Source organism: Kitasatospora sp. NPDC056531 (assembly GCF_042794375.1).
GTDB lineage: Bacteria > Actinomycetota > Actinomycetes > Streptomycetales > Streptomycetaceae > Kitasatospora.
Window position 1 is genome coordinate 1 of sequence record NZ_JBHTTU010000011.1, and the last position, 18,804, is coordinate 18,804.

The window sequence follows — 18,804 nt, forward strand, 5'->3', positions numbered from 1 at the left end:
GACACCGTCAAGCGGCTGCAGGCCGAGGGCAAGGTCGTGGCGATGGTCGGCGACGGCGTCAACGACGCGGCCGCGCTCGCCCAGGCCGACCTGGGTCTGGCGATGGGCACCGGCACCGACGCCGCGATCGAGGCCGGCGACCTCACCCTGGTCCGCGGCGACCTGCTGGCCGCGGCGGACGCCATCCGGCTCTCCCGCAAGACCCTCGGCACCATCAAGAGCAACCTGTTCTGGGCCTTCGGCTACAACGTCGCCGCCCTGCCGCTGGCGGCGGCCGGGATGCTCAACCCGATGATCGCGGGGGCCGCGATGGCCTTCTCCTCGGTCTTCGTGGTCGGCAACAGCCTCCGGCTGCGCCGCTTCCGCTGAGCCCCCTCCCCGACGGCCCCGGGGCCCCGGAACCGCTGCCCGGTTCCGGGGCCCCGGCGCGTCCGGGCCCTCCTTGTACCGCCGATCGCTGTCACGCGCCGTAGTCAAGATCGTCATCGGGATCGTCGCCCCGGCTCGACCGCCGGAATCCGCCTGGTTCGGGCACGTCCACCCTGACCTGCGCTTGAAGGTATTTTGCGTGGGCTTGGGGCGGCACTCACCGAAATCCTACCTCATCGCGACCGGACCGAGATGTGACGCTCCGACACTTGTTAGGCAAGCCTTTCCTGCCCTAGGTTCTCGTGTCGCCAGGTCGATGCCCTGCGGCTGCCGCAGGCGTGCACGGCCGAACCCGCTTCCTCGGAGGACCCTCACCATGCCCGGAACCGCCAGGCCCCTCGCGGCCCTGTCCCTCCTCGCCGCCTGCGCGCTCGCCCTCACCGCCTGCGGCAGCTCGGGTGGGGGCAGCGCTTCCCCCGAGGCCTCCGGCACCGCCCTGGCCGGCCAGACCATCACCCTCTACAGCGGCCAGCACGAGCAGACCGTCAAGGCGCTGACCGACGACTTCACCAAGCGCACCGGCATCAAGGTCGAGCTGCGCTCCGGCGACGAGGCCGAGCTGGCCAACCAGATCCTCCAGGAGGGCGACGCCTCCCCGGCCGACGCCTTCTACGCCGAGAACCCGCCCGCGCTCACCGTCCTCGGCGACAAGGGCCTGCTCGCCAAGGTCGCCCCCGACACCCTCAAGGCCGTCCCGGCCAACGACAGTTCGGGCCAGGGCGACTGGGTCGGCGTCTCCGCCCGCACCTCCGCCTTCCTCGCCGCCACCGGCAAGGGCGCCGACACCGCGCCGCCCGCCTCCGTGCTCGACCTGGCCAAGCCCGAGTGGAAGGGGCGCCTGGGCATCGCCCCCAGCGAGACCGACTTCGCCCCGGTCGTCACCCAGGTCCTCAAGGCCAAGGGCGAGGACGCCGCCAAGCAGTGGCTCAAGGGCCTCAAGGACAACGCCAAGGTCTACGACAGCAACGAGACCCTCTCCGCCGCGATCAACAGCGGGGAGGTCGAGGGCGGCGTCATCGACCACTACTACTTCTACCGGATGCGCGACGAGAAGGGCGCCGCCGAGACCCACGCGACCCTGCACTACTTCCCCAAGGGCGACCCGGGCTCGCTGGTCGACGTCTCCGGCGCGGCCGTCCTCAAGCACGGCAAGCACCAGGCCGCCGCCCAGGCCTTCCTCGGCTACCTCGCCTCCGCCCCGGCCCAGACCGTCATCGCGAACTCCGCGAGCTACGAGTACCCGCTGGTCGACGGCGTGAAGGGCAAGCCCGAACTGCCCGCGCTGGACGGCATCGGCACCGTCGCCGACCCGGCCCAGCTCGGTGACGGCAAGCAGGCCCTGGCCCTGCTGCAGGATGCCGGTCTGCTCCAGTGACGACCCCCGTTGCCGGGCCGCGGGGGCGGTGGCGGGCCACCGGCCTGCTCGCCCCCGTCGCCGTCGCCGTCGTCGCGGTGGTCGCCTCGCCGCTCGGCTTCGTCATCGCCCAGGCCGCGCAGGCCGGTTGGGACCAGACCCGGCGGCTGCTCGGCCGCCCGCTGATCGCCACCCTGCTCGGGCACACCCTCGGCCTGACCGCCGCCGTCACCCTGGCCACCGCCGTCCTCGGCTTCGGCGCCGCCTACCTGGTCGAGCGCACCGCCCTGCCCGGGCGCCGCGCCTGGACCGTCGCGCTCGCCCTGCCGCTGGCCGTACCGGAGTTCGTCCGCGGCTACTCCTGGGTGTCGCTGTTCCGCTCCGTCCACGGCTACTGGGGCGCGGTGCTGGTGATGACCTGCTCGCTCTACCCACTGGTCTTCCTGCCGGTCGCGGCCGCCCTGCGGCACGGCGACGCCGCCGCCGAGGAGGTCTCCCGCTCGCTCGGCCGCGGCCGCCTCGCCACCCTGTGGCGGGTCACCCTCCCGCTCACCCGGCCCGCGCTGGCCGGCGGCGTGCTGCTGGTCTCGCTCTACCTGCTCGGCGAGTACGGCGCCTTCGCGATGCTGCGGTACACCACCTTCGCCACCGCCGTGTTCACCCAGTACAAGCTGGGCTTCGACGCGGCCTCGGCCTCCCTGCTCACCCTGGTGCTGGTCGCGCTCGCCCTGCTGCTGGTCGGCCTGGAGGCCTGGGCCGGCCGCCGGGCCAGGGTCACCCGGCACGGCGCCCTCGCCCGCCCCGCCCCGCCCGTCCGCCTCGGCGGCTGGACCGTCCCGGCGCTCGCCGCCCTGGCCGCGCTGGTCGGCGTCTCGCTCGGGGTGCCGCTGTACGCGCTGGCGTACTGGCTGATCAAGGGCAGTTCCACCACCCTTCCCTCCGCCTCCGTCCTCGGCGCCACCCTGGCCACCCTCGGGTACGCGCTCGGCGCGGCCGTGGTCGCCACCGCCGCCGCCGTCCCGGTCGCCCTGTACGGCTGGCGGCGCGGCACCCGGCCGGCCCGCGCGGTCGAGCGGGTCGCCTACCTCACCCGGGCGCTGCCCGGCATCGCGGTGGCCCTCTCGGTGGTGTACTTCGCGGTCCGCTGGGCCCAGCCCCTGTACCAGCAGCCGCCGATGCTGATCGCCGGGTACGTCGTGCTGTTCTTCCCGCTGGCGTTGACGGCCGTGCGCGCCGCCCTCGCCCAGGTCCCGCCCGGCGTCGAGGAGGCCGCCCGCTCGCTCGGCACCCGGCCGCTCGCCGTCCTCGGCCGGGTCACCCTGCCGCTGGTCCTGCCCGGCCTCGGCGCCGCCGTCGCCATGGTCGGCCTCACCGCCTCCACCGAGCTGACCGCCACCCTGCTGCTGCGCCCGACCGGCACCCAGACCCTGGCCACCCAGTTCTGGGTCTACACCAGCGGTCTCGCCTACGGCGCCGCGGCGCCGTACGCGGCCCTGATGGTCGCGCTGTCCGTCCCCTCCGTCCTGCTGCTGACCCGCCGCACCCTCGGCCCTCCCGGGAGCACCCCATGACCGGACTCTCCGTCGTCGACCTGCACGCCGCGCACGGGCGCAGCCCGGTCCTGCACGGCATCGACCTGACCGTGCCGGACGGCGCCCTCGCGTGCGTGCTCGGCCCCTCCGGCTGCGGCAAGTCCACCCTGCTGCGGGTGCTGGCCGGCTTCCACCCGGCCGCCGCCGGGCAGGTCGTGCTGCACGGCCGCGTCCTGGACGACGGCCGCAACCGGCTCGCCGCCGAACATCGGGGCATCGGCCTCGTCCCGCAGGACGGCGCGCTCTTCCCGCACCTGAGCGTCGCCGCCAACATCGGCTTCGGACTCCCGCGTTCGCAGCGCCGCGCCCGGGTCGGCGAACTGCTGGACCTGGTCGGCCTGCCCGGACTGGGGGAGCGCCGCCCGCACCAGCTCTCCGGCGGCCAGCAGCAACGCGTCGCCCTCGCCCGGGCGTTGGCGCCCCGACCGAGCCTGCTGCTGCTGGACGAACCCTTCGCCGCCCTGGACGCCGCGCTGCGCGCCGAGCTGCGCCGCGAAGTCGCCGCCACCCTGCGGCAGTCCGGGACCACGGCGGTCCTGGTCACCCACGACCAGGACGAGGCGCTGTCCTTCGCCGACACCATCGCCGTGCTGCGCGACGGCCGGATCGCCCAGTCCGGCAGCCCGGACGAGCTGTACCACCGCCCGGCGGACACCGCAGTCGCCCGGGTGCTGGGCGAGGCGAACCTGATCCCCGCCGAGATCAAGGGAGTTGAGGCCCTTACATCATTCGGCGCCCTGCCGCTGGCCTCCTCCTCCGCCGCCCCCGGCCGTGGCCTCGCGCTGCTCCGCCCGGGCCAACTCCGGCTCACGGCCGAGCCGGTGGCGGGAGCCGTCCCGGCGAAGGTGATCGGCGGCGACTTCCGGGGCCACGACCACCGCGTCGAACTCCGCCCCGAAGCCGCCGGGTTGCCGGACACCCTGATCGCCTCCGCCGACCGCCCGTGGTCGGTGGGCGGCGAGACGTACGTCAGCGCCGCCGGGCCGGTGCACGTGCTGCCGGAGGCCCCGGTCGGCCGAGGGACGTCGGTCGGGGGTTAGGGTCCGACCCATGGACGAAGACACCGCACTCTGGCACCGGCTCGCCGATCTCCTCCCGGACCCCGCCTCGAAGGAGGTCAAGGACTGCTGGGACATCGGGGAGCAGGAGTGCGGGCTCGGCCTGCTGGTCGAGGGCCTGCTCGCCCGCCAGGTCCCGGTCGGCGGTACGGACCGGGCGCAGATCTCCGTGCTCGCCGAGCAGTGGGGCGAGCGCGAGCGGCTCACTCCCGGCCTCCTGCGCTGCCCGGGTGACGGCGCGCCCGCCCCGGTGCGGCTGCTCGACGGCGACCGCGACGAGGCCGAGGTGCTGACGGGCTGGAGCGAGCCGGAACTCGCCGACCTGGTGCTGGTGCCGTGGATCGGCTGCAACCGCTGCGGGCGGGTCCTGCTGCGCGCCCACGTCTGGGAGCCCTGGGACGACTTCTCCTACCTCGCCGAGCGTTACGTGATCAGCACGCCGGACTGCGACGCGGCGCTGCGGATCCTCCCGTCCGACTCCGCCGGTGAGGCCTTCGCCGAACTCCTCCACGGCTGCCCGGAGGCGTAGCGGGGCGTCGAGCCGGACGCACCGTGCCCGGCGGGGCTCAGCCCTCCTCCGGCAGCTCCACCGCCTGCCAGCGGTACGCCGCGTCCTCCTGCCACACCTGCAACTCGCCCTCCACCACCGCTGCCAGGCACAGCCGCCAGTCGTCCCCCACGGCCAGCGCGACCCGGGTGGCCGGGCGCAGCGTGGGCCGCCACCAGCGCGGCCGCCGCGAGGCGCCGCCGGCCGGCAGCCGCAGCCGTACCCCGCCCGCGCCCGCCAGGGCGATGGTGGGCCCGCCGCGGTGGCCGACCATGGCGATGCCGAGGGCGGGCTCCCCGTCGCCGATCTCCGCGCCGGTCCCGGGAGCACCCAGGGTGTGCAGTTGGACGGAACCGTCCGCCCGCAGGGTGGCGGCCTGCGGTCCGGCGGAGGTACGGGCCAGCGCCCCGGCGCGCAGGGCGCCCGGCGGGCCGAGCGGGACGGGCGGCTGGCCGGCGCCCGGGCGCCAGCTGAGCACGCGCTCGCGGTGCTCGACCAGCACCAGCCAGGCGCCGGGGCGCTCCTCCTCGGCGGCGAGCACCCGGTCGGCGGGGCAGCCGGGGTGCTCCTGGCCGGTCAGGGTGAGGCCGGGCGCCCAGCGGTAGGAGCGCAGGGCGCCGCCGGCCGCGGTCCACGCCGTCAGCTCCCCGGCCGAGTTGACCGCCCCGGCCAGGCCGCTGATCCCGCGCGCCGCCTCCCACCAGCCGGTCGCGGTGCCGACCCAGAGGGTGCCGGCCCGGTCCTCGGCGCAGACCACCAGCTCGCCCTGGCGACCGGCCCAGCCGGCCGCCAACTCCCGTACCGTCCCTGGGCTCTGGCCGGCGGGCAGCCGCTGCCCGGTGCGGCCGGGGCCGGCCAGCGCGGTGCCGTCCGCGCCGCCGGTGACCACCAGCGGCCGGCCGGCGCGGTCGGGCAGGACGGCCAGGCCCGCGGTGCGTGCCACCGGGCGGTGGGCGCGCAGGAGTTCGCGGCCGCGGGCGACCCACGGACCGAGCGGGGAGGGGCGGCGGTCCGGGTCCCGGGCCAGCGGTTCGCAGGCCCAGCGGGCCAACTCCTCGCCGTAGCCGGCCGCGAGCAGTTCGGCGCGGGCCTGCTCGGCGGCGAGCCGGTGGTCGAGCCGGCCGTGGTCGGGCAGCAGCAGGGTGCGGGCCAGGGTGCCGACCGCGAAGAGGTCCTTGGCGGTGGTCGGGAAGCCGCCGACCTGTTCGGCCTCCGGCGGGACGTGCCCGGGGGTGAACACCGCGACGGTCAGGGTGTGGTCGAGCGGGGCGAGGAAGGTCAGGTCGATCAGCTTGACCTGGCCCTGGCCGTCCACCAGCACGTTGGCGGGGGAGATGTCGCGGTGCACCCAGCGCTTGCGGTGCAGCTCGTCGACGATCCGGCACAGCCGCGCCAGCACCTCGGCCACCGCCGTCTGGCCGCCGCGCTGGCTGCGCGCCCAGGTGTGCAGCGGCACGCCCTCGACCCAGGGCGAGATCTGGTAGCCCAGCAGCCCGCCCGAGGGCACGGTGCCCGGCCGGTGCGGGGAGGGCCCGAGCAGGAAGCTGGGCACCACCAGGTCGTTGACGCCGAGGCGGTGGGCGTTGTGCGAGACGTCGTCCCAGCGCCCCAGCCAGCGGCGCACCTCGGACGGGTCGCGCTCCAGCATGATCTTGGCGGCGACCAGTTCCTTGATCCCGTTGTGGCCGGTACGAACGGCCCGCCACACCTCGGCCTCGCCGCCGCGGTGGTGGAACTCCAGCAGTTCGTACTGCTCGGGGTCGAATTCGGGCCCGAAACGGAGCCCGGGCACCCAACGAGACTCGGACACACGACCCCCGACGCTTCTCACCGCTGCTGATGCGCTGCCCAGGATAGTCCGGGTTCCTGTTCGGCCGCCCCGAGGAGGGCCTATTCTGATGGCGCCCGAGCAACATCACGAAATCACGTCAACTCATGATCGTGCGGGGACTGTTGATCATGACACGGACGACTGTTGAACAACAGGGGGACGGTGCATGCTGCTGATCGCGGTGCTGCTGGTCGTGGTGGCACTGGCCGGTGTGGCCGCCGTCGTACTGGCGCGCAGGCGAACGACCCTGGACGCCACCGGCGTTGCCAAGGCCCTCGCCGCCGCCGCTGAACAACTCGCCGCCGGCAAGGCCCCGCAGGCCCGCCGCCGCTACGCCCGGCTGGCCCGCCAACTCGCCAACGGGCCCGCGGAGCTGAGCCCGCAGCGCGGCCTCGCCCTGCTCGGCCAGGCCGAGGCCACCATCCCCACGGGCGACCAGCAGGCCACCCTCGCCCTGCACCGCGAGGCCTTCCCGCTGCTCGCCGACCCCGCCCGGCAACTGCCCCGGTGGAGCCTGCGCCGCCTCGCCGAGGAACGCATGCAGGCCCCCGACGGCGACCTCGGGCCGCTGCTCGCCTTCCTCCAGGCCACCGCCGCCGGCGCCGACCCCGGCGAGGAGGCCGAGGCCGCCGCCCGCACCCAGCACTGGCTGCAGCGGCTGTGCCACGAGGGCACCGCCGACCAGCGCGACCACGCCACCGCCCGGGCGCTCGCCGCCCTGCCCGGCCGGGACTGGCCGGTGCTCGCCCGGGCCGCCCTGCTGCGCGCCGCCGGCCGGGCCGCCGAGACCGAACCCCTGCTCGCCGCGGCCGCCCCCGGCGGCAGCGGCGAACTCTGGTTCCGCTGGGGCGCCCAACTGTTCACCCTGCACCGCGACGAACCCGCCGTCACCGCCTTCGACGAGGCGCTGCGCCGCGGCCCCGGCGAGCCCTCCCCGTGGGGGCGCGGCCCGGCGCTGCGCACCGACAGCCTGCTCTTCCGCGGCCTGGCCCGCCAGCGGCTCGGCGCCACCGACGCCGCCTGGGCCGACCTCGCGGCAGCCGCCGGGGAGAGCCCGAGCGATCCGCGCCCGCGCTACGCCCTCGGCCGGCTCGCCCTGCTGCTCGGCGCCGACGACCAGGCCCGGGAGCAGTTCACCGCCGCCCTGACCGTCCAACCCTCCTTCGCCCCCGCGCGGTTCGGCCTCGCCCTGGTCCACGAGCGGGCCGAGCGCCCGGCCGAGGCCGCCGCCGACTACCGGGCCGGTCTCGGCCAGGCCCCCGACTGGCGCGCCGCCCGGGTCCGGCTCGGCGCCGCCCTGATAGCCGCCGGCCAGGCCGCCGAGGCCGAGCCGATCCTGCGCGCCGAGGCCGACACCGAACCGGACTCCCGCTGGAGCCGGATCGCCGCCTTCCACCACGGCCTCGCCCTCGCCCGCACCGACGACCAGGCCGGCGCCCTCGCCCGCTGGGAGCAGCTGGACGACCCCGAGCTGAGTGAGCGTCGAGCCCTGGCCCGCGACCGGCTCGCCCGCACCCGGCTGGCCGCCGACCCGGTCGCCGCCCGCGAGCTGTGGCAGCAGGCCGCCGCCGAGCACCCCGCCGCCCCCGGCTACCGGGCCGCGCTGCGCGAAGCCGCCCTGCGCGAGGCCGTCCACCTGCTGGTCACCGGCCGCGACCGCCCCGAAGCCCGCCAACGCGCCGCCGCGGCGCTCGCCCTGGCCGACGCCCTGCCCGGCGCCCTCACCCACCGGCAGTCCCGGCTGCGCGCCGCCCTCGCCCTGGCCGAGGGCGCCCCCGAGCAGGTCAACGCCCTCCTCGACGCCACCGCCGGGCTGCGCGATCGCTACCACCTGGCCGCCGTGGCCCTGCTGGCGGGCCGTCCGGTCCAGACCATCGCCCTGCTCGGCCCGCTCGACCCCGATCCGACCGGGGACCCGGCGCTCGCCCGGTTACGCGCTTTGCTCGCCGAACGGGCCGGCAACTGGGCCACCGCGCTGGACTGGTACCGCCACTTCCTGACCGCCCCCGCCACGCCTCAGCCGGCTCCCACCGGCGACTGCGCGGTCTGCGCCGGGCCCGCCACCGGAGCCTGCGGCGGCTGCGGCCGCGAGGCCTGCGCCGCCCACCTGCACGCGCCCGCCGGGGCCGCCTCCCCGCGCTGCGTCCGCTGCACCGGCCCGGCCCTGCGCGCCGTCCTGGACTGCGCGCGTCGAGCCGGCGCCCCGGAGCAGGCCGAACCCGTCCTCGCCGCCTGGGCCGAGGCGCTCGGCGACAGCGAGGCCGCCGCGCCGTTGCGGCTCGACCTCGCCCTGTTGCGCGCCGAACTCGGCCGCCTGGACGAGGCGTTGGCCGACCTGCCGGAGACCGCCACCGCCGCCCGGGCCGCCGTGCTGGTCCGCCGGGCCGGTGCCGCCCTCGTCGCCGAACAGCCCGGACGGGCCGCCGGCGACCTGCGCCAGGCCCTCACCCTTGCCCCCGACCACCCGCAGGCGGCCGGCGCGCTGGTCCTGCTCGCCGAGCACGAGGCCCACCAGCACGCCGTCGAGGGCCGCCACCACGAGGCCTACCGGGCCTACCGCGCGCTGCTGCGCAAGGACCCGGCCCACCCCCGGCTGCTGCACGCCCTCGGCCTCGCCGGCTACCGGCTGGCCGTGACCGCCGACGACCAGGACGTCTGGGCCTGGACGCTCGGCTGCCTGGTCGCCGCCCTGCACCAGCCCGACCTGTGGACCGAGGCCGCCCGGATCACCGGCCGCACCCCCGAACAGCAGCGGACGGCGGCCGCCCGTACCGCGCTCACCGACCGCCTCCACGAGGACCTGCGCGCCCTCGACCGGGCCGCCGGACGCAGCGGCGACGAGGTCACCGCCTGGACCCTGCGCCTGGGCATGGAGGCCCACGCCGCCGACGCCTTCGCCCAGCAGGACGTCCGGATCACCCTGCCCGGCCGCCCCGCCCGCCGCCTCGCCGTCGGCCCCACCCTCGACGGGCTGCTGCGCGCCGAGCCCGAACTCGCCGCCTGGGCCGCCGCCTTCGAGCAGGCCGTAGGGGCCTGGCGGCGCCCGGCGGGCCCGGACGCGCCCGCGCTCACCCGGGCCCTCGGCCTGTTCGGCGAGCTCGGCCCGCAGCGCTACCTGAGCCTCCAGGGCCGCCAGGCCGCCGCCGTCGCCGCCCTGGACGCGGTCGCCGAGCACGAGCGCGGCGAGGGCTGGCAGGCGCTGCTCGGCGAGTCCCTGGTCAGCCAGGCCCGCGAGCACCACCGCAACCAGGACTGGCGCGAGGCCCTGGAATGCCTCACCCGCGCTCGGACCGTCCCGGGCGCCGTGCTGCCCGCCGACGCGGCCAGCATCGCCGCCGAGTCCGGTGTCCGGGCCGCCCGCGCCCTGCTCAAGGGCAGCGACGACGACCAGGCCGGAGCCGCCGCGCTGCTGGAGAAGGCCTTCGCGCTGGCCCCGGACGACCGCGAGGTGCGCGGCGACCTCGGCGCCACCTACGCCCAGTGGGCCCGCAAGATCAACAACGAGGACAAGGACTACCCGCGCGCCCTCGCCCTGCTGCAGAAGAGCCTCGACCTCGTCCCCGGGGACCCGACCGCCAAGCACTTCCTGCAGGCCGCCCTCGGCAACCGGGCAGGCCAGCTCAGCCGCCCCGACGCCTCCGCCGAGGAGCTGATGGAGGCCGCCGAAATGTGGGATCGGCTGATCGAGCTCAGCCCCGATCCGGACCACCGGCTCGGCCTAGCCTTCGTCATGCGCCAGCTCTCCCGCTTGGCCGCCTTCGCCGACGACCACGACACCGCCGTCGAGCTGATGGCCGAGGCACTGCGAGCCGACCCGGAGTGGGACGGCGACGTCGCGCGCGAGGCGCCGCGCCGGGTCGCGGTGCTGCTGGCCAACCACATCATCGACAACATGCAGGACAGCCCGTTCACCGCCCAGGCCGCCATGCTGCAGAAGGCCAGGTCCTACGACGACTCGGCCGACATCCGGCGCCTGATGGTCAGCGTCTGGCGCGGTGAGGCGATCGGCCACTACGAGGCCCGCCGCTACGGGGAGGCGACTCGGCTCCTCAAGGAGGCACTCGGCCTGTCCGGCTCGCCGGAGGACACCGCGAAGCTGAACAGCGAACTCGGCATCGTCCTCAGCTCCTTCGCCGTCGCCGAGGCCAACGCCCACCGCTACTGGGAGGCCCGTCAACTGATCGCCACGGCCATCGAGTGCAACCCGGGGGACAGGGAGCTGCGTGCCCTGCAGACGCGGATCAACCGGCTCCGGTGACCGGCAACCGCGCGGGAGTCGCCGTCGTCGTAGACCGTGCGCCTTTCGAGTAGTCGTCAGTTCCCGGCCGGAACTCGTGAGTTCCGACCGTTCGACCCGTCCGAGCCGTGAGGAGAGGGACCGCCCGTCATGCCACTGCACGAACCTTCGCCGTACGAGGTCCTGGGCATCCCGCTCACGGCCGGGGTGCGCGAGATCAACCTCTCGGTCGGGAAGGCGCTGAAGGCGGGCCGGTTCACCCGTCAGCAGATCCAGGACGCCGCCGCGCTGCTGCGCAACCCGGACCGCCGACTGGAGGCGGACCTCCAGCAGCCGCTCCCGCCGGAGCCGGTCGACCAGGCCGCCGACCTCCTCGCGCCCGCGCTGGCCGAACCGCTGCTGGTGATCGAGCGCCCGCCGCTGCCGCCCGCCCCGGCCCTTCTCGCCCTGCACCGCGCCGAGTTGGCCGCGGACTTCGCCGAGCCCGCACCCGCCGGGGCCGACCCCGAACCGCCCGTCCCGGCCCGCTACGCGGCCGACCTGTCCGTCCTGCCGCAGATCGAGGTTCCAGATTGACTTGCCCCTCCCGTGAGCGAGAGGGATTCCCCTCAGCCTCGCGGCTGAGCCGCTGCGCGTGTGCGCTGCGGTGGGACGACTTCCTGCTTCATCGACGACTGCCCGTCCGGAGTGCTCCGTTGAGGTCTTACACCGTCTCCACAGGCTGCTACCGCCAGTCCGGCGGCCAGGATGTTGCGTGCTGCGTTCACGTCCCGGTCGTGGACTGCTCCGCAGTCACACTCCCACTCGCGGACATTGAGCGGCATCTTCGCGGCGATGATGCCGCAGACCGAGCACGGCTTGGAGCTGGGGAACCACCGGTCGATGGTCACCAGGTCGCGGCCGTACCAGGCGCACTTGTACTCCAGCATGGTCCGCAGCTCGGCCCAGCTCGCGTCCGATACGGCGCGGGCGAGGCGTTTGTTCTTGAGCATGTTGCGGACCGTCAGGTCCTCGATCACGACCGTTTGGTTTTCACGGACGAGTCGAGTGGTGAGCTTGTGCAGGAAGTCCCTGCGCCGGTCGGCGATCCTCGCGTGGACGCGGGCGACCTTCCTGCGGGCCTTTTCCCGGTTGGCGAAGCCCTTGGCCTTGCGGGCGAGTTCCCGCTGGGCCTTGGCCAGGCGTTCCCGGTCGCGGCGTTCGTGCTTCGGGTTGGTGATCTTCTGTCCGGTGGAGAGCGTCACCAGGCTGGTGATACCGGCGTCGATCCCCACCGCCGTGTCCACTCGGGGGAGTGGCTTGACGCCGAGGTCGTCGCACAGCATCGAGACGAACCAGCGTCCGGCCGCATCCCGGCTGACAGTCACCGTGGACGGGCTCGCACTGTCGGGCAACGGCCTCGACCACACGATGTCCAGCGGCTCGGCCATCTTCGCCAGCGTGAGGCGACCGTCCCGGTACCGGAACGCGGACGTGGTGTACTCGGCACTGTCACGGGACTTCTTCTTCGACTTGAACCGGGGGTACTTCGCCCGCTTCCGCCAGAAGTTGGAGGACGCCCCCGGCAAGTGCCGGAGTGCCCGTTGAAGCGGCACGGAGGAGACCTCGCTGAGGAATGCCAGCGACTCGGTCTTCTTCCACGCCGTCAGCATCGCCGAAGTGGCGTTGTAGTTCACTCGCTCCTGACGCTGCGTCCACGCTTCCGTAGGGGCCGCGAGCGCCATGTTGTAGACCTTCCTCACGCACCCGAACGTGCGCGACAGCTCAGCTGCCTGCACATTGGTGGGATAGAAGCGGAACTTGAAGGCCCGCTTCACGTGGGTGGTGGTCGTTACGCGTTACATGATGCATCGTCAATTTGTGATGGGGGGTTCTGATGACCGACGCACTGACCGCATCCTTGCTCGACGGTCACCAGCGGCTGGAGGTCCCGCCGGGCGTCGAGTCCGTCGACCTGGACGCCAAGTTCAGCCAACTGCTTTTCCGTGCCTCGCTGTTGGGCAGCAAGCTGACAGAGCAGAAGCAGGCCGCCCGGGCCGAGCAGCGTGAACTGCTGGGCGTCCTGGTCGAGGTGGACGACGCGCTCGCCGCCCTCGGCCTGGACCGCGAGCTGGTGGCGCTCGGGCGCGGCGCGGGCATCGAGGCCACCCGCCGACGGCTGCTCGGCCGGCTCGCCAAGGCCGGGGTGCGGCCGATGCGACTGGAGGGGCTGGCGGCGGACCCGGCGCTGACCGAGATCGTCGGCATCGAGGTACGGCCGGGAGTGGCGCCGGAGACGGTGGTGCAGACGGTGGTGACCGGGTTCTTCTGGGACCAGGAGGTGCTGCGGCGGGCCCAAGTGGTGGTCGCCGCACCGGAGTCGGCGCTGCCGCCTGCAGCGGACCCGCGGATCGCGGAGCTCGGGCGCGATGAGTCCGTCGAACCCGAGGCCGTCGAGGGGACCGGCGCCGAGCCGTCGGCCCTCGAGCCGGAGACCGTCGAGCCGGAGACCGTCGAGCCGGAGACCGTCGAGCCGGAGACCGTCGAGCCGGAGACCGTCGAGCCCGTCGAAGCCCGGGCCAGGCCGGTCCCGCCCCGGGTCCGTCGGCAGGTCAGGGCCGTCGGCAAGCCGGGCAAGCGCGGCAAGCGCAAGAAGTAGCCAGGACCACGAGGGGCAAGAGGGGAACGACATGTACCGCACACTCGGCATCGACCTGGGCACCACCAACTCCGTGGTGGCCCACCTGCGCCGGGGCGAGCCGGAGATCATCTTCAACCGGCAGAACCAGGAGGCCACGCCCTCCGTGGTCGGCAGCGGCCGCAAGGGCGAGCTGCTGGTGGGCTCCACCGCGCGCAGCCGCACCGCCATCGACGGCGCCAACGTGATCCGCTCGGTCAAGCGCTTCATGGGCCGCAAGTTCAAGGACCCGCAGGTGCAGGCGGCCCTCAAGGAGGTCGACTACAAGGTCACCGCGGGCACCGACGGCGACGTCAATGTCTGGTTCAACGGCCGCTCCTACACCCCGATCGAGATCTCCGCGATCATCCTGCACCGGCTCAAGGAGGACGCCGAGCAGCGCTTCGGCGAGCCCTTCCACCGGGCCGTGATCACCGTCCCCGCCTACTTCGGCGAGCGGCAGGTCGCGGCCACCCAGGAGGCGGGCCGGATGGCCGGCCTGCACGTGCTGCGGATCATCAACGAGCCGACCGCCGCCGCGCTCGCGTACGGGCTCGCCGGCGAGGCCGGCGAGGAGGGACGGACCGTCCTGGTCTACGACCTGGGCGGCGGCACCTTCGACATCTCCATCCTGCTGCTGGTGCCCGGCTCGGTCTCGGTACTCGGCATCGAGGGCGACAACCTGCTCGGCGGTGACGACTTCGACCGCGCGATCACCACCGCGCTGCTGGAGGACATCCGAGAGGAATACGGCTCCGAATACCAGCCCGACCTGCGCGACCGCCCTAAGATCGCCTCCACCGCCGAGACCGTCAAGATCGAGCTGTCCAACCAGCAGTCCTCCGAGGTCATCCTGCCGGGCCTGGGCGCCGGACAGCTGGTGCTGGAGACGGAGTTCGAGCGCGCCCGCTTCGAGGAGCTGATCGAGGCCCAGATCGAGCGGACCATCGAGCTGACCCACAAGGCCATCATGCAGGCCAACCTGACCGTCGGGGACATCGACGAGGTGGTGCTGGTCGGCGGCTCGACCTCGATCCCGCTGGTCGCCCGGCGCCTCGGCGAGGTGTTCGGCAACCACCGGATCAAGCGCGGCGTCAACCCGATGCAGTGCGTGGCGCTCGGCGCGGCCGTGCAGTCCGCCCTGGTCGGTGAGGTGGAGTGCCCCGAGTGCCGGGCCCCCGGGGACCTGTCGGCCTCGAACTGCGCCAACTGCGCGACCTCCCTGCTCGGCGGCGACCGCGTCTCCTGCCCGACCTGCCACATCCCGGTCGGCGCCGAGGCCGCCGACTGCCCCAAGTGCGGCCAGGACATGGCCGGTTCGGCCACCTCCGGTGCGACCGTCCCGAGGCAGTCGCAGGCCACCACCGTGCTGCGCAGCGACAACTGCCCGCGCTGCGGCACCCCGGCCGCCCCCGGCGTGACCGCCTGCGAACTGTGCGGCGAACCGCTCAACTCGGCCGTCCCCGGCCAGACCAAGGTGTCCTCCACCGCCGCCGAGGACGTCGGCCTGCGCTGCGCCTCCTGCTCCAAGGTCAACCCGCCCGGCACTGAAGTCTGCTCGGACTGCGGCGAGTTGATGCAGGTTACCAACCCCTTCGACATCACCCCGAAGAACCTCGGCATCGAGCTCAATGACGGCCGCCTCGCCGTCATCATCCCCAAGAACACCAGCTACCCGACCAGTTCGCCGGTCAGCCGGGAGTTCGTCGTCTCCGGCAGCGGCCGTCAGCGCCTGGAGATCGCCGTCTACGAGGGCGAGCACGAGGTCGCCCAGCAGAACGAGCTGATCGGCCACCTCACCCTGCGGCTGCCCGAGGGCCTCGGCGGCCGTACCCCGGTGGAGGTCTCCTTCGGCCTGGACCGGGACCGCACCATCACCCTGTCGGTGCGGATCCAGGGCGGCGGCGAGAAGACCGTCAAGTTGGAGCGGGTCACCCTCGACCCCGAGCTTAAGGTGCAGGTCGAGGAGCAGCAGCGGCAGATCGAGACCTTCACCGACCGCTGGGGCGGCGAGCTGACCGAGGCCGAGATGCGCGAGGCGCAGCGGCTGATGGACGCCCTGGACGACCTGGCGGCCGGGCAGACCCGCGGCCAGTCGGTGGACGAGGCCCTGGAGCGGGCCCAGCGCCAGCTGAAGGCCCAGCGCTGGGTGCGCGGCTCGGAGGCGTACCTGAGCCTGTTCATCCACTACTGCGAGAAGCACCTGGACCCGAGCGACCTGGACCGGCTGCGCTCGGTGGCCGCCGAGCTGCGGCTGCGCCGCGAGGCCGCCGACTGGGAGGGCGCGATGCGCGCGGCCCAGAAGGCGGACGAGCTGTGCGACTCGCTCGGGCACACCTTCCGGATGCTCACCATGTGCAACGTCTACGTCAACCAGAACATGGTCTCGCCGGCCCTGGCCCAGCGGATCATGGCAGAGCTGCGCGGGCTGGACGAGGCGGTGGAGGCGCCCAACATGGAGGCGGTCAACACCCACATGTCGAACCTGCTGGCGCTGTACGCGCAGGCGCAGCGGGAGCTCGGCAGCGAGCCGGCCGCCGAGTCGCTCGGCCCGGTGCGCCCGGAGGAGGCCGGTCCGCGATGACCACCGTGAGCCTCCTCGAGGTGCAGTGCCCGCTGTGCCGGGTGCCGGCGGACCCGCAGACGCTCGGCTGCCCGTCCTGCCGGGAGGACCTGAGCGTGCTGTTCCGGCTGCGTTACGCCGGTCGGATCGATTACAACCGGGCACTGGACGCCCTGGCGGCCGGGGACGGGGCGCTCGCGCTCGGTCTGCTGCACCGTGCGGTGGCGGCCGAACCCGGGTTGGAAGCGGCCCGGGAGCTGCTGCGATCACTGAGCGTGGCCGGGGCCGCCGGGCCCGCACCGGGGGTGCGGGAGGGCGACACGCCCTCTGATTGACCAATTCGGACGCTCCCGGCCTGCGGTGGAGTTCGATCGGTGTGAGTGTGATGGTCACACGGCTGTTTCGCCACCCTCACAAGGAGTGACGCAATGCGTATTCGCACCACCCTCGCCGCCACCGCGCTCGCCGCGGTGGCGGTCCTCGCGGGCGCCGGCACCGCCGCGGCCGGCGACGCGACTGCCAACGGCATCGCCACCAACTCGCCCGGCTTTCTCTCCGGCAACCAGATCCAGATTCCGATCAACTTCGAGTCCAACATCTGCGGCAACACGTTCAACCTGGGCGGGATCCTCGGCCAGGCGGGGAGCATCGTCTGCATCAACGGGTGACATCAGCACCGGGGCCGTCCGTCGAACCCGACGGGCGGCCCCGGTGCCGTGTCCGTACCCCCGTTCGGGGGTGGCGGCGCGGGCCCGGGAAGGGCGACCATGGTCCCCGTCCCGCACCTCCGCACCCAGGAGCCAGCCCGTGCCGACCACGCCCGCCCCGCGCAGCTACGCCTCCGGCACCTCGGACGTCCCGCTGCTCGGCGACACCATCGGGGAGAACCTCGACCGCGCGGTGCGCGCCTTCCCCGAGCGCGACGCCCTGGTCGACCGGCGCACCGCCCGCCGCTGGACGTACGCCCAACTCGCCGCTGACGTGGACGCGCTGGCGCTCGGCCTGCTGGAGCTCGGGCTCGCCAAGGGTGACCGGGTCGGCATCTGGGCCCCCAACTGCGCCGAGTGGACCCTCACCCAGTACGCCACCGCCAAGCTCGGCGCGATCCTGGTCACGGTCAACCCGGCCTACCGGGCGCACGAGTTGGAGTACGTACTGAACCAGGCCGGGATCCGAGTGCTGGTCGCCGCCGAGCGCTTCAAGACCTCGGACTACGCCGCAATGATCGAGGAAGTCCGGCCGAACTGCCGCGAGTTGGAGCGGGTGGTGCTGTTCGGCAGCCCTGCCTGGGACGCCCTCCTGTCGGCCGGCCGCGAGGCCGACCCGGCCCTACTCGCGCTCTTCGCCGAGCGCCAGGGCGAGTTGGCCCCCGACGACCCGATCAACATCCAGTACACCTCGGGCACCACCGGCTTCCCCAAGGGCGCGACCCTCTCGCACCACAACATCCTCAACAACGGCTACTTCGTCGGCGAGCTGCTCAACTACACCGAGCAGGACCGGATCTGCATCCCGGTGCCCTTCTACCACTGCTTCGGCATGGTGATGGGCAACCTCGCCGCCACCTCGCACGGTGCCTGCATGGTCATCCCGGCCCCCTCCTTCGAACCCGGCGCCACCCTGGCCGCCGTCGCCGCCGAGCGCTGCACCTCGCTGTACGGCGTGCCGACCATGTTCATCGCCGAACTCGCCGACCCGGACTTCGCCCGCTACGACCTCGGCAGCCTGCGTACCGGCATCATGGCCGGCTCACCCTGCCCGACCGAGGTGATGAAGGAGGTCATCGACCGGATGGGCATGGCCGAGGTCTCCATCTGCTACGGCATGACGGAAACCTCGCCGGTCTCCACCCAGACCCGCACCGACGACTCGATCGAGCGCCGGGTCTCGACCGTCGGCAGGGTCGGCCCCCACCTGGAGGTCAAGGTGGTCGACCCGGCCACCGGCCGTACCGTCCCGCGCGGCGAACCCGGCGAGCTGTGCACCCGCGGCTACTCCGTCATGCTCGGCTACTGGAACGAGCCCGAGCGCACCGCCGAGGCCGTCGACGCGGCCCGCTGGATGCACACCGGGGACCTCGCGGTGATGGACCAGGACGGCTACCTGGCGATCACCGGGCGGATCAAGGACATGGTGATCCGCGGCGGGGAGAACCTCTACCCGCGCGAGATCGAGGAGTTCCTCTACACCCACCCGGACATCCTCGACGTCCAGGTGATCGGCGTCCCCGACGCCAGGTACGGCGAGGAACTGATGGCCTGGATCCGGATGCGCGAGGGCGCCGGGCAGCTCACCGCCGAGGCCGTGCGCGAGTACTGCACGGGGCGGCTGGCCCACTTCAAGATCCCGCGCTACGTCCACGTGGTCGAGGAGTTCCCGATGACCGTCACCGGCAAGATCCGCAAGGTCGAGATGCGCGCGCTGGCCGTCCGCATCCTCGGCCTCTAGGGCCTCCCAGTACCTTCGGAGCGCGCGGGAGGCGGCCCCGGGTGCCCGGCGGGAGAGTGGGATCATGCTCCTCGACGTCACCGTGGAAC

General features: G+C 73.8%; 14 protein-coding genes. 12 read left to right on the forward strand and 2 right to left on the reverse strand.

The window, feature by feature from the left end:
- From ACFQ87_RS13240 to ACFQ87_RS13260, 5 genes are all read left to right on the forward strand, one after another.
- The coding region (locus ACFQ87_RS13240) for an HAD-IC family P-type ATPase (protein ID WP_380610801.1) at nucleotides 1–369 on the forward strand (369 nt) is incomplete at its 5' end.
- A gap of 376 nt (nucleotides 370–745) precedes the next feature.
- Nucleotides 746–1,804, forward strand: coding sequence for an iron ABC transporter substrate-binding protein (locus tag ACFQ87_RS13245; protein WP_380610802.1), 1,059 nt, complete (start codon nucleotides 746–748; stop codon nucleotides 1,802–1,804).
- A complete protein-coding gene (locus tag ACFQ87_RS13250; RefSeq protein ID WP_380610803.1) occupies nucleotides 1,801–3,354 on the forward strand; it encodes an ABC transporter permease in 1,554 nt (517 codons plus the stop codon). Before ACFQ87_RS13245 ends, ACFQ87_RS13250 begins: the two co-directional genes overlap by 4 nt.
- Nucleotides 3,351–4,415, forward strand: a complete 1,065-nt coding sequence (locus ACFQ87_RS13255) for an ABC transporter ATP-binding protein (RefSeq protein ID WP_380610804.1) — start codon at nucleotides 3,351–3,353, stop codon at nucleotides 4,413–4,415. Before ACFQ87_RS13250 ends, ACFQ87_RS13255 begins: the two co-directional genes overlap by 4 nt.
- 10 nt (nucleotides 4,416–4,425) lie before the next feature.
- The gene (locus ACFQ87_RS13260; RefSeq protein ID WP_380610805.1) at nucleotides 4,426–4,962 is read left to right on the forward strand and encodes a hypothetical protein; all 537 of its coding nucleotides are present in this window, start codon (nucleotides 4,426–4,428) and stop codon (nucleotides 4,960–4,962) included.
- 37 nt (nucleotides 4,963–4,999) lie between these two features.
- Here the strand turns inward: ACFQ87_RS13260 and ACFQ87_RS13265 are convergent, their stop codons facing one another.
- On the reverse strand, nucleotides 5,000–6,772 hold the full coding sequence (locus ACFQ87_RS13265) for a serine/threonine protein kinase (protein ID WP_380610806.1): 1,773 nt from the start codon (nucleotides 6,770–6,772) through the stop codon (nucleotides 5,000–5,002).
- A 205-nt stretch (nucleotides 6,773–6,977) separates the two neighbouring features.
- Here ACFQ87_RS13265 and ACFQ87_RS13270 point away from each other — a divergent pair, with 205 nt between their 5' ends.
- Both ACFQ87_RS13270 and ACFQ87_RS13275 read left to right on the forward strand, forming a co-directional pair.
- Nucleotides 6,978–11,069 (forward strand): hypothetical protein, encoded by a 4,092-nt coding sequence (locus ACFQ87_RS13270; RefSeq protein WP_380610807.1) that lies wholly within the window; start codon nucleotides 6,978–6,980, stop codon nucleotides 11,067–11,069.
- Between the two features lie 129 nt (nucleotides 11,070–11,198).
- Entirely contained in the window at nucleotides 11,199–11,624 is a 426-nt protein-coding gene (locus ACFQ87_RS13275) for a hypothetical protein (protein ID WP_380610808.1), read from the forward strand.
- Between the two features lie 32 nt (nucleotides 11,625–11,656).
- Here the strand turns inward: ACFQ87_RS13275 and ACFQ87_RS13280 are convergent, their stop codons facing one another.
- A complete protein-coding gene (locus ACFQ87_RS13280; RefSeq protein WP_380610809.1) occupies nucleotides 11,657–12,865 on the reverse strand; it encodes an RNA-guided endonuclease InsQ/TnpB family protein in 1,209 nt (402 codons plus the stop codon).
- 59 nt (nucleotides 12,866–12,924) lie between these two features.
- On the opposite strand from ACFQ87_RS13280, the gene grpE reads away from it, so the two are divergent.
- The 5 genes from grpE (at nucleotide 12,925) to ACFQ87_RS13305 (ending at nucleotide 18,715) form a co-directional block, all read left to right on the forward strand.
- Complete coding sequence (gene grpE, locus ACFQ87_RS13285; protein ID WP_380610810.1) at nucleotides 12,925–13,686, forward strand: nucleotide exchange factor GrpE; 762 nt, start codon at nucleotides 12,925–12,927, stop codon at nucleotides 13,684–13,686.
- A gap of 31 nt (nucleotides 13,687–13,717) precedes the next feature.
- Nucleotides 13,718–16,288 carry an Hsp70 family protein gene (locus ACFQ87_RS13290; protein WP_380610811.1) on the forward strand — a complete coding sequence of 857 codons (2,571 nt, stop codon included), beginning with the start codon at nucleotides 13,718–13,720 and terminating at the stop codon, nucleotides 16,286–16,288.
- On the forward strand, nucleotides 16,285–16,602 hold the full coding sequence (locus ACFQ87_RS13295) for a hypothetical protein (RefSeq protein WP_380610812.1): 318 nt from the start codon (nucleotides 16,285–16,287) through the stop codon (nucleotides 16,600–16,602). Before ACFQ87_RS13290 ends, ACFQ87_RS13295 begins: the two co-directional genes overlap by 4 nt.
- A 93-nt stretch (nucleotides 16,603–16,695) precedes the next feature.
- Nucleotides 16,696–16,935, forward strand: a complete 240-nt coding sequence (locus tag ACFQ87_RS13300; protein WP_380610813.1) for a chaplin — start codon at nucleotides 16,696–16,698, stop codon at nucleotides 16,933–16,935.
- A gap of 139 nt (nucleotides 16,936–17,074) precedes the next feature.
- Nucleotides 17,075–18,715, forward strand: coding sequence for an AMP-binding protein (locus tag ACFQ87_RS13305; protein ID WP_380610814.1), 1,641 nt, complete (start codon nucleotides 17,075–17,077; stop codon nucleotides 18,713–18,715).
- The last annotated feature ends 89 nt before the right edge of the window (nucleotides 18,716–18,804 follow it).

Excerpts from the sequence above, each read along its gene's own strand:
- ACFQ87_RS13245 (WP_380610802.1), top strand. The coding sequence starts at position 746 with ATGCCCGGAACCGCCAGGCCCCTCGCGGCCCTGTCCCTCCTCGCCGCC.
- ACFQ87_RS13255 (WP_380610804.1), top strand. The coding sequence starts at position 3,351 with ATGACCGGACTCTCCGTCGTCGACCTGCACGCCGCGCACGGGCGCAGC.
- ACFQ87_RS13260 (WP_380610805.1), top strand. The coding sequence starts at position 4,426 with ATGGACGAAGACACCGCACTCTGGCACCGGCTCGCCGATCTCCTCCCG.
- ACFQ87_RS13270 (WP_380610807.1), top strand. The coding sequence starts at position 6,978 with ATGCTGCTGATCGCGGTGCTGCTGGTCGTGGTGGCACTGGCCGGTGTG.
- ACFQ87_RS13275 (WP_380610808.1), top strand. The coding sequence starts at position 11,199 with ATGCCACTGCACGAACCTTCGCCGTACGAGGTCCTGGGCATCCCGCTC.
- grpE (WP_380610810.1), top strand. The coding sequence starts at position 12,925 with ATGACCGACGCACTGACCGCATCCTTGCTCGACGGTCACCAGCGGCTG.
- ACFQ87_RS13290 (WP_380610811.1), top strand. The coding sequence starts at position 13,718 with ATGTACCGCACACTCGGCATCGACCTGGGCACCACCAACTCCGTGGTG.
- ACFQ87_RS13295 (WP_380610812.1), top strand. The coding sequence starts at position 16,285 with ATGACCACCGTGAGCCTCCTCGAGGTGCAGTGCCCGCTGTGCCGGGTG.
- ACFQ87_RS13300 (WP_380610813.1), top strand. The coding sequence starts at position 16,696 with ATGCGTATTCGCACCACCCTCGCCGCCACCGCGCTCGCCGCGGTGGCG.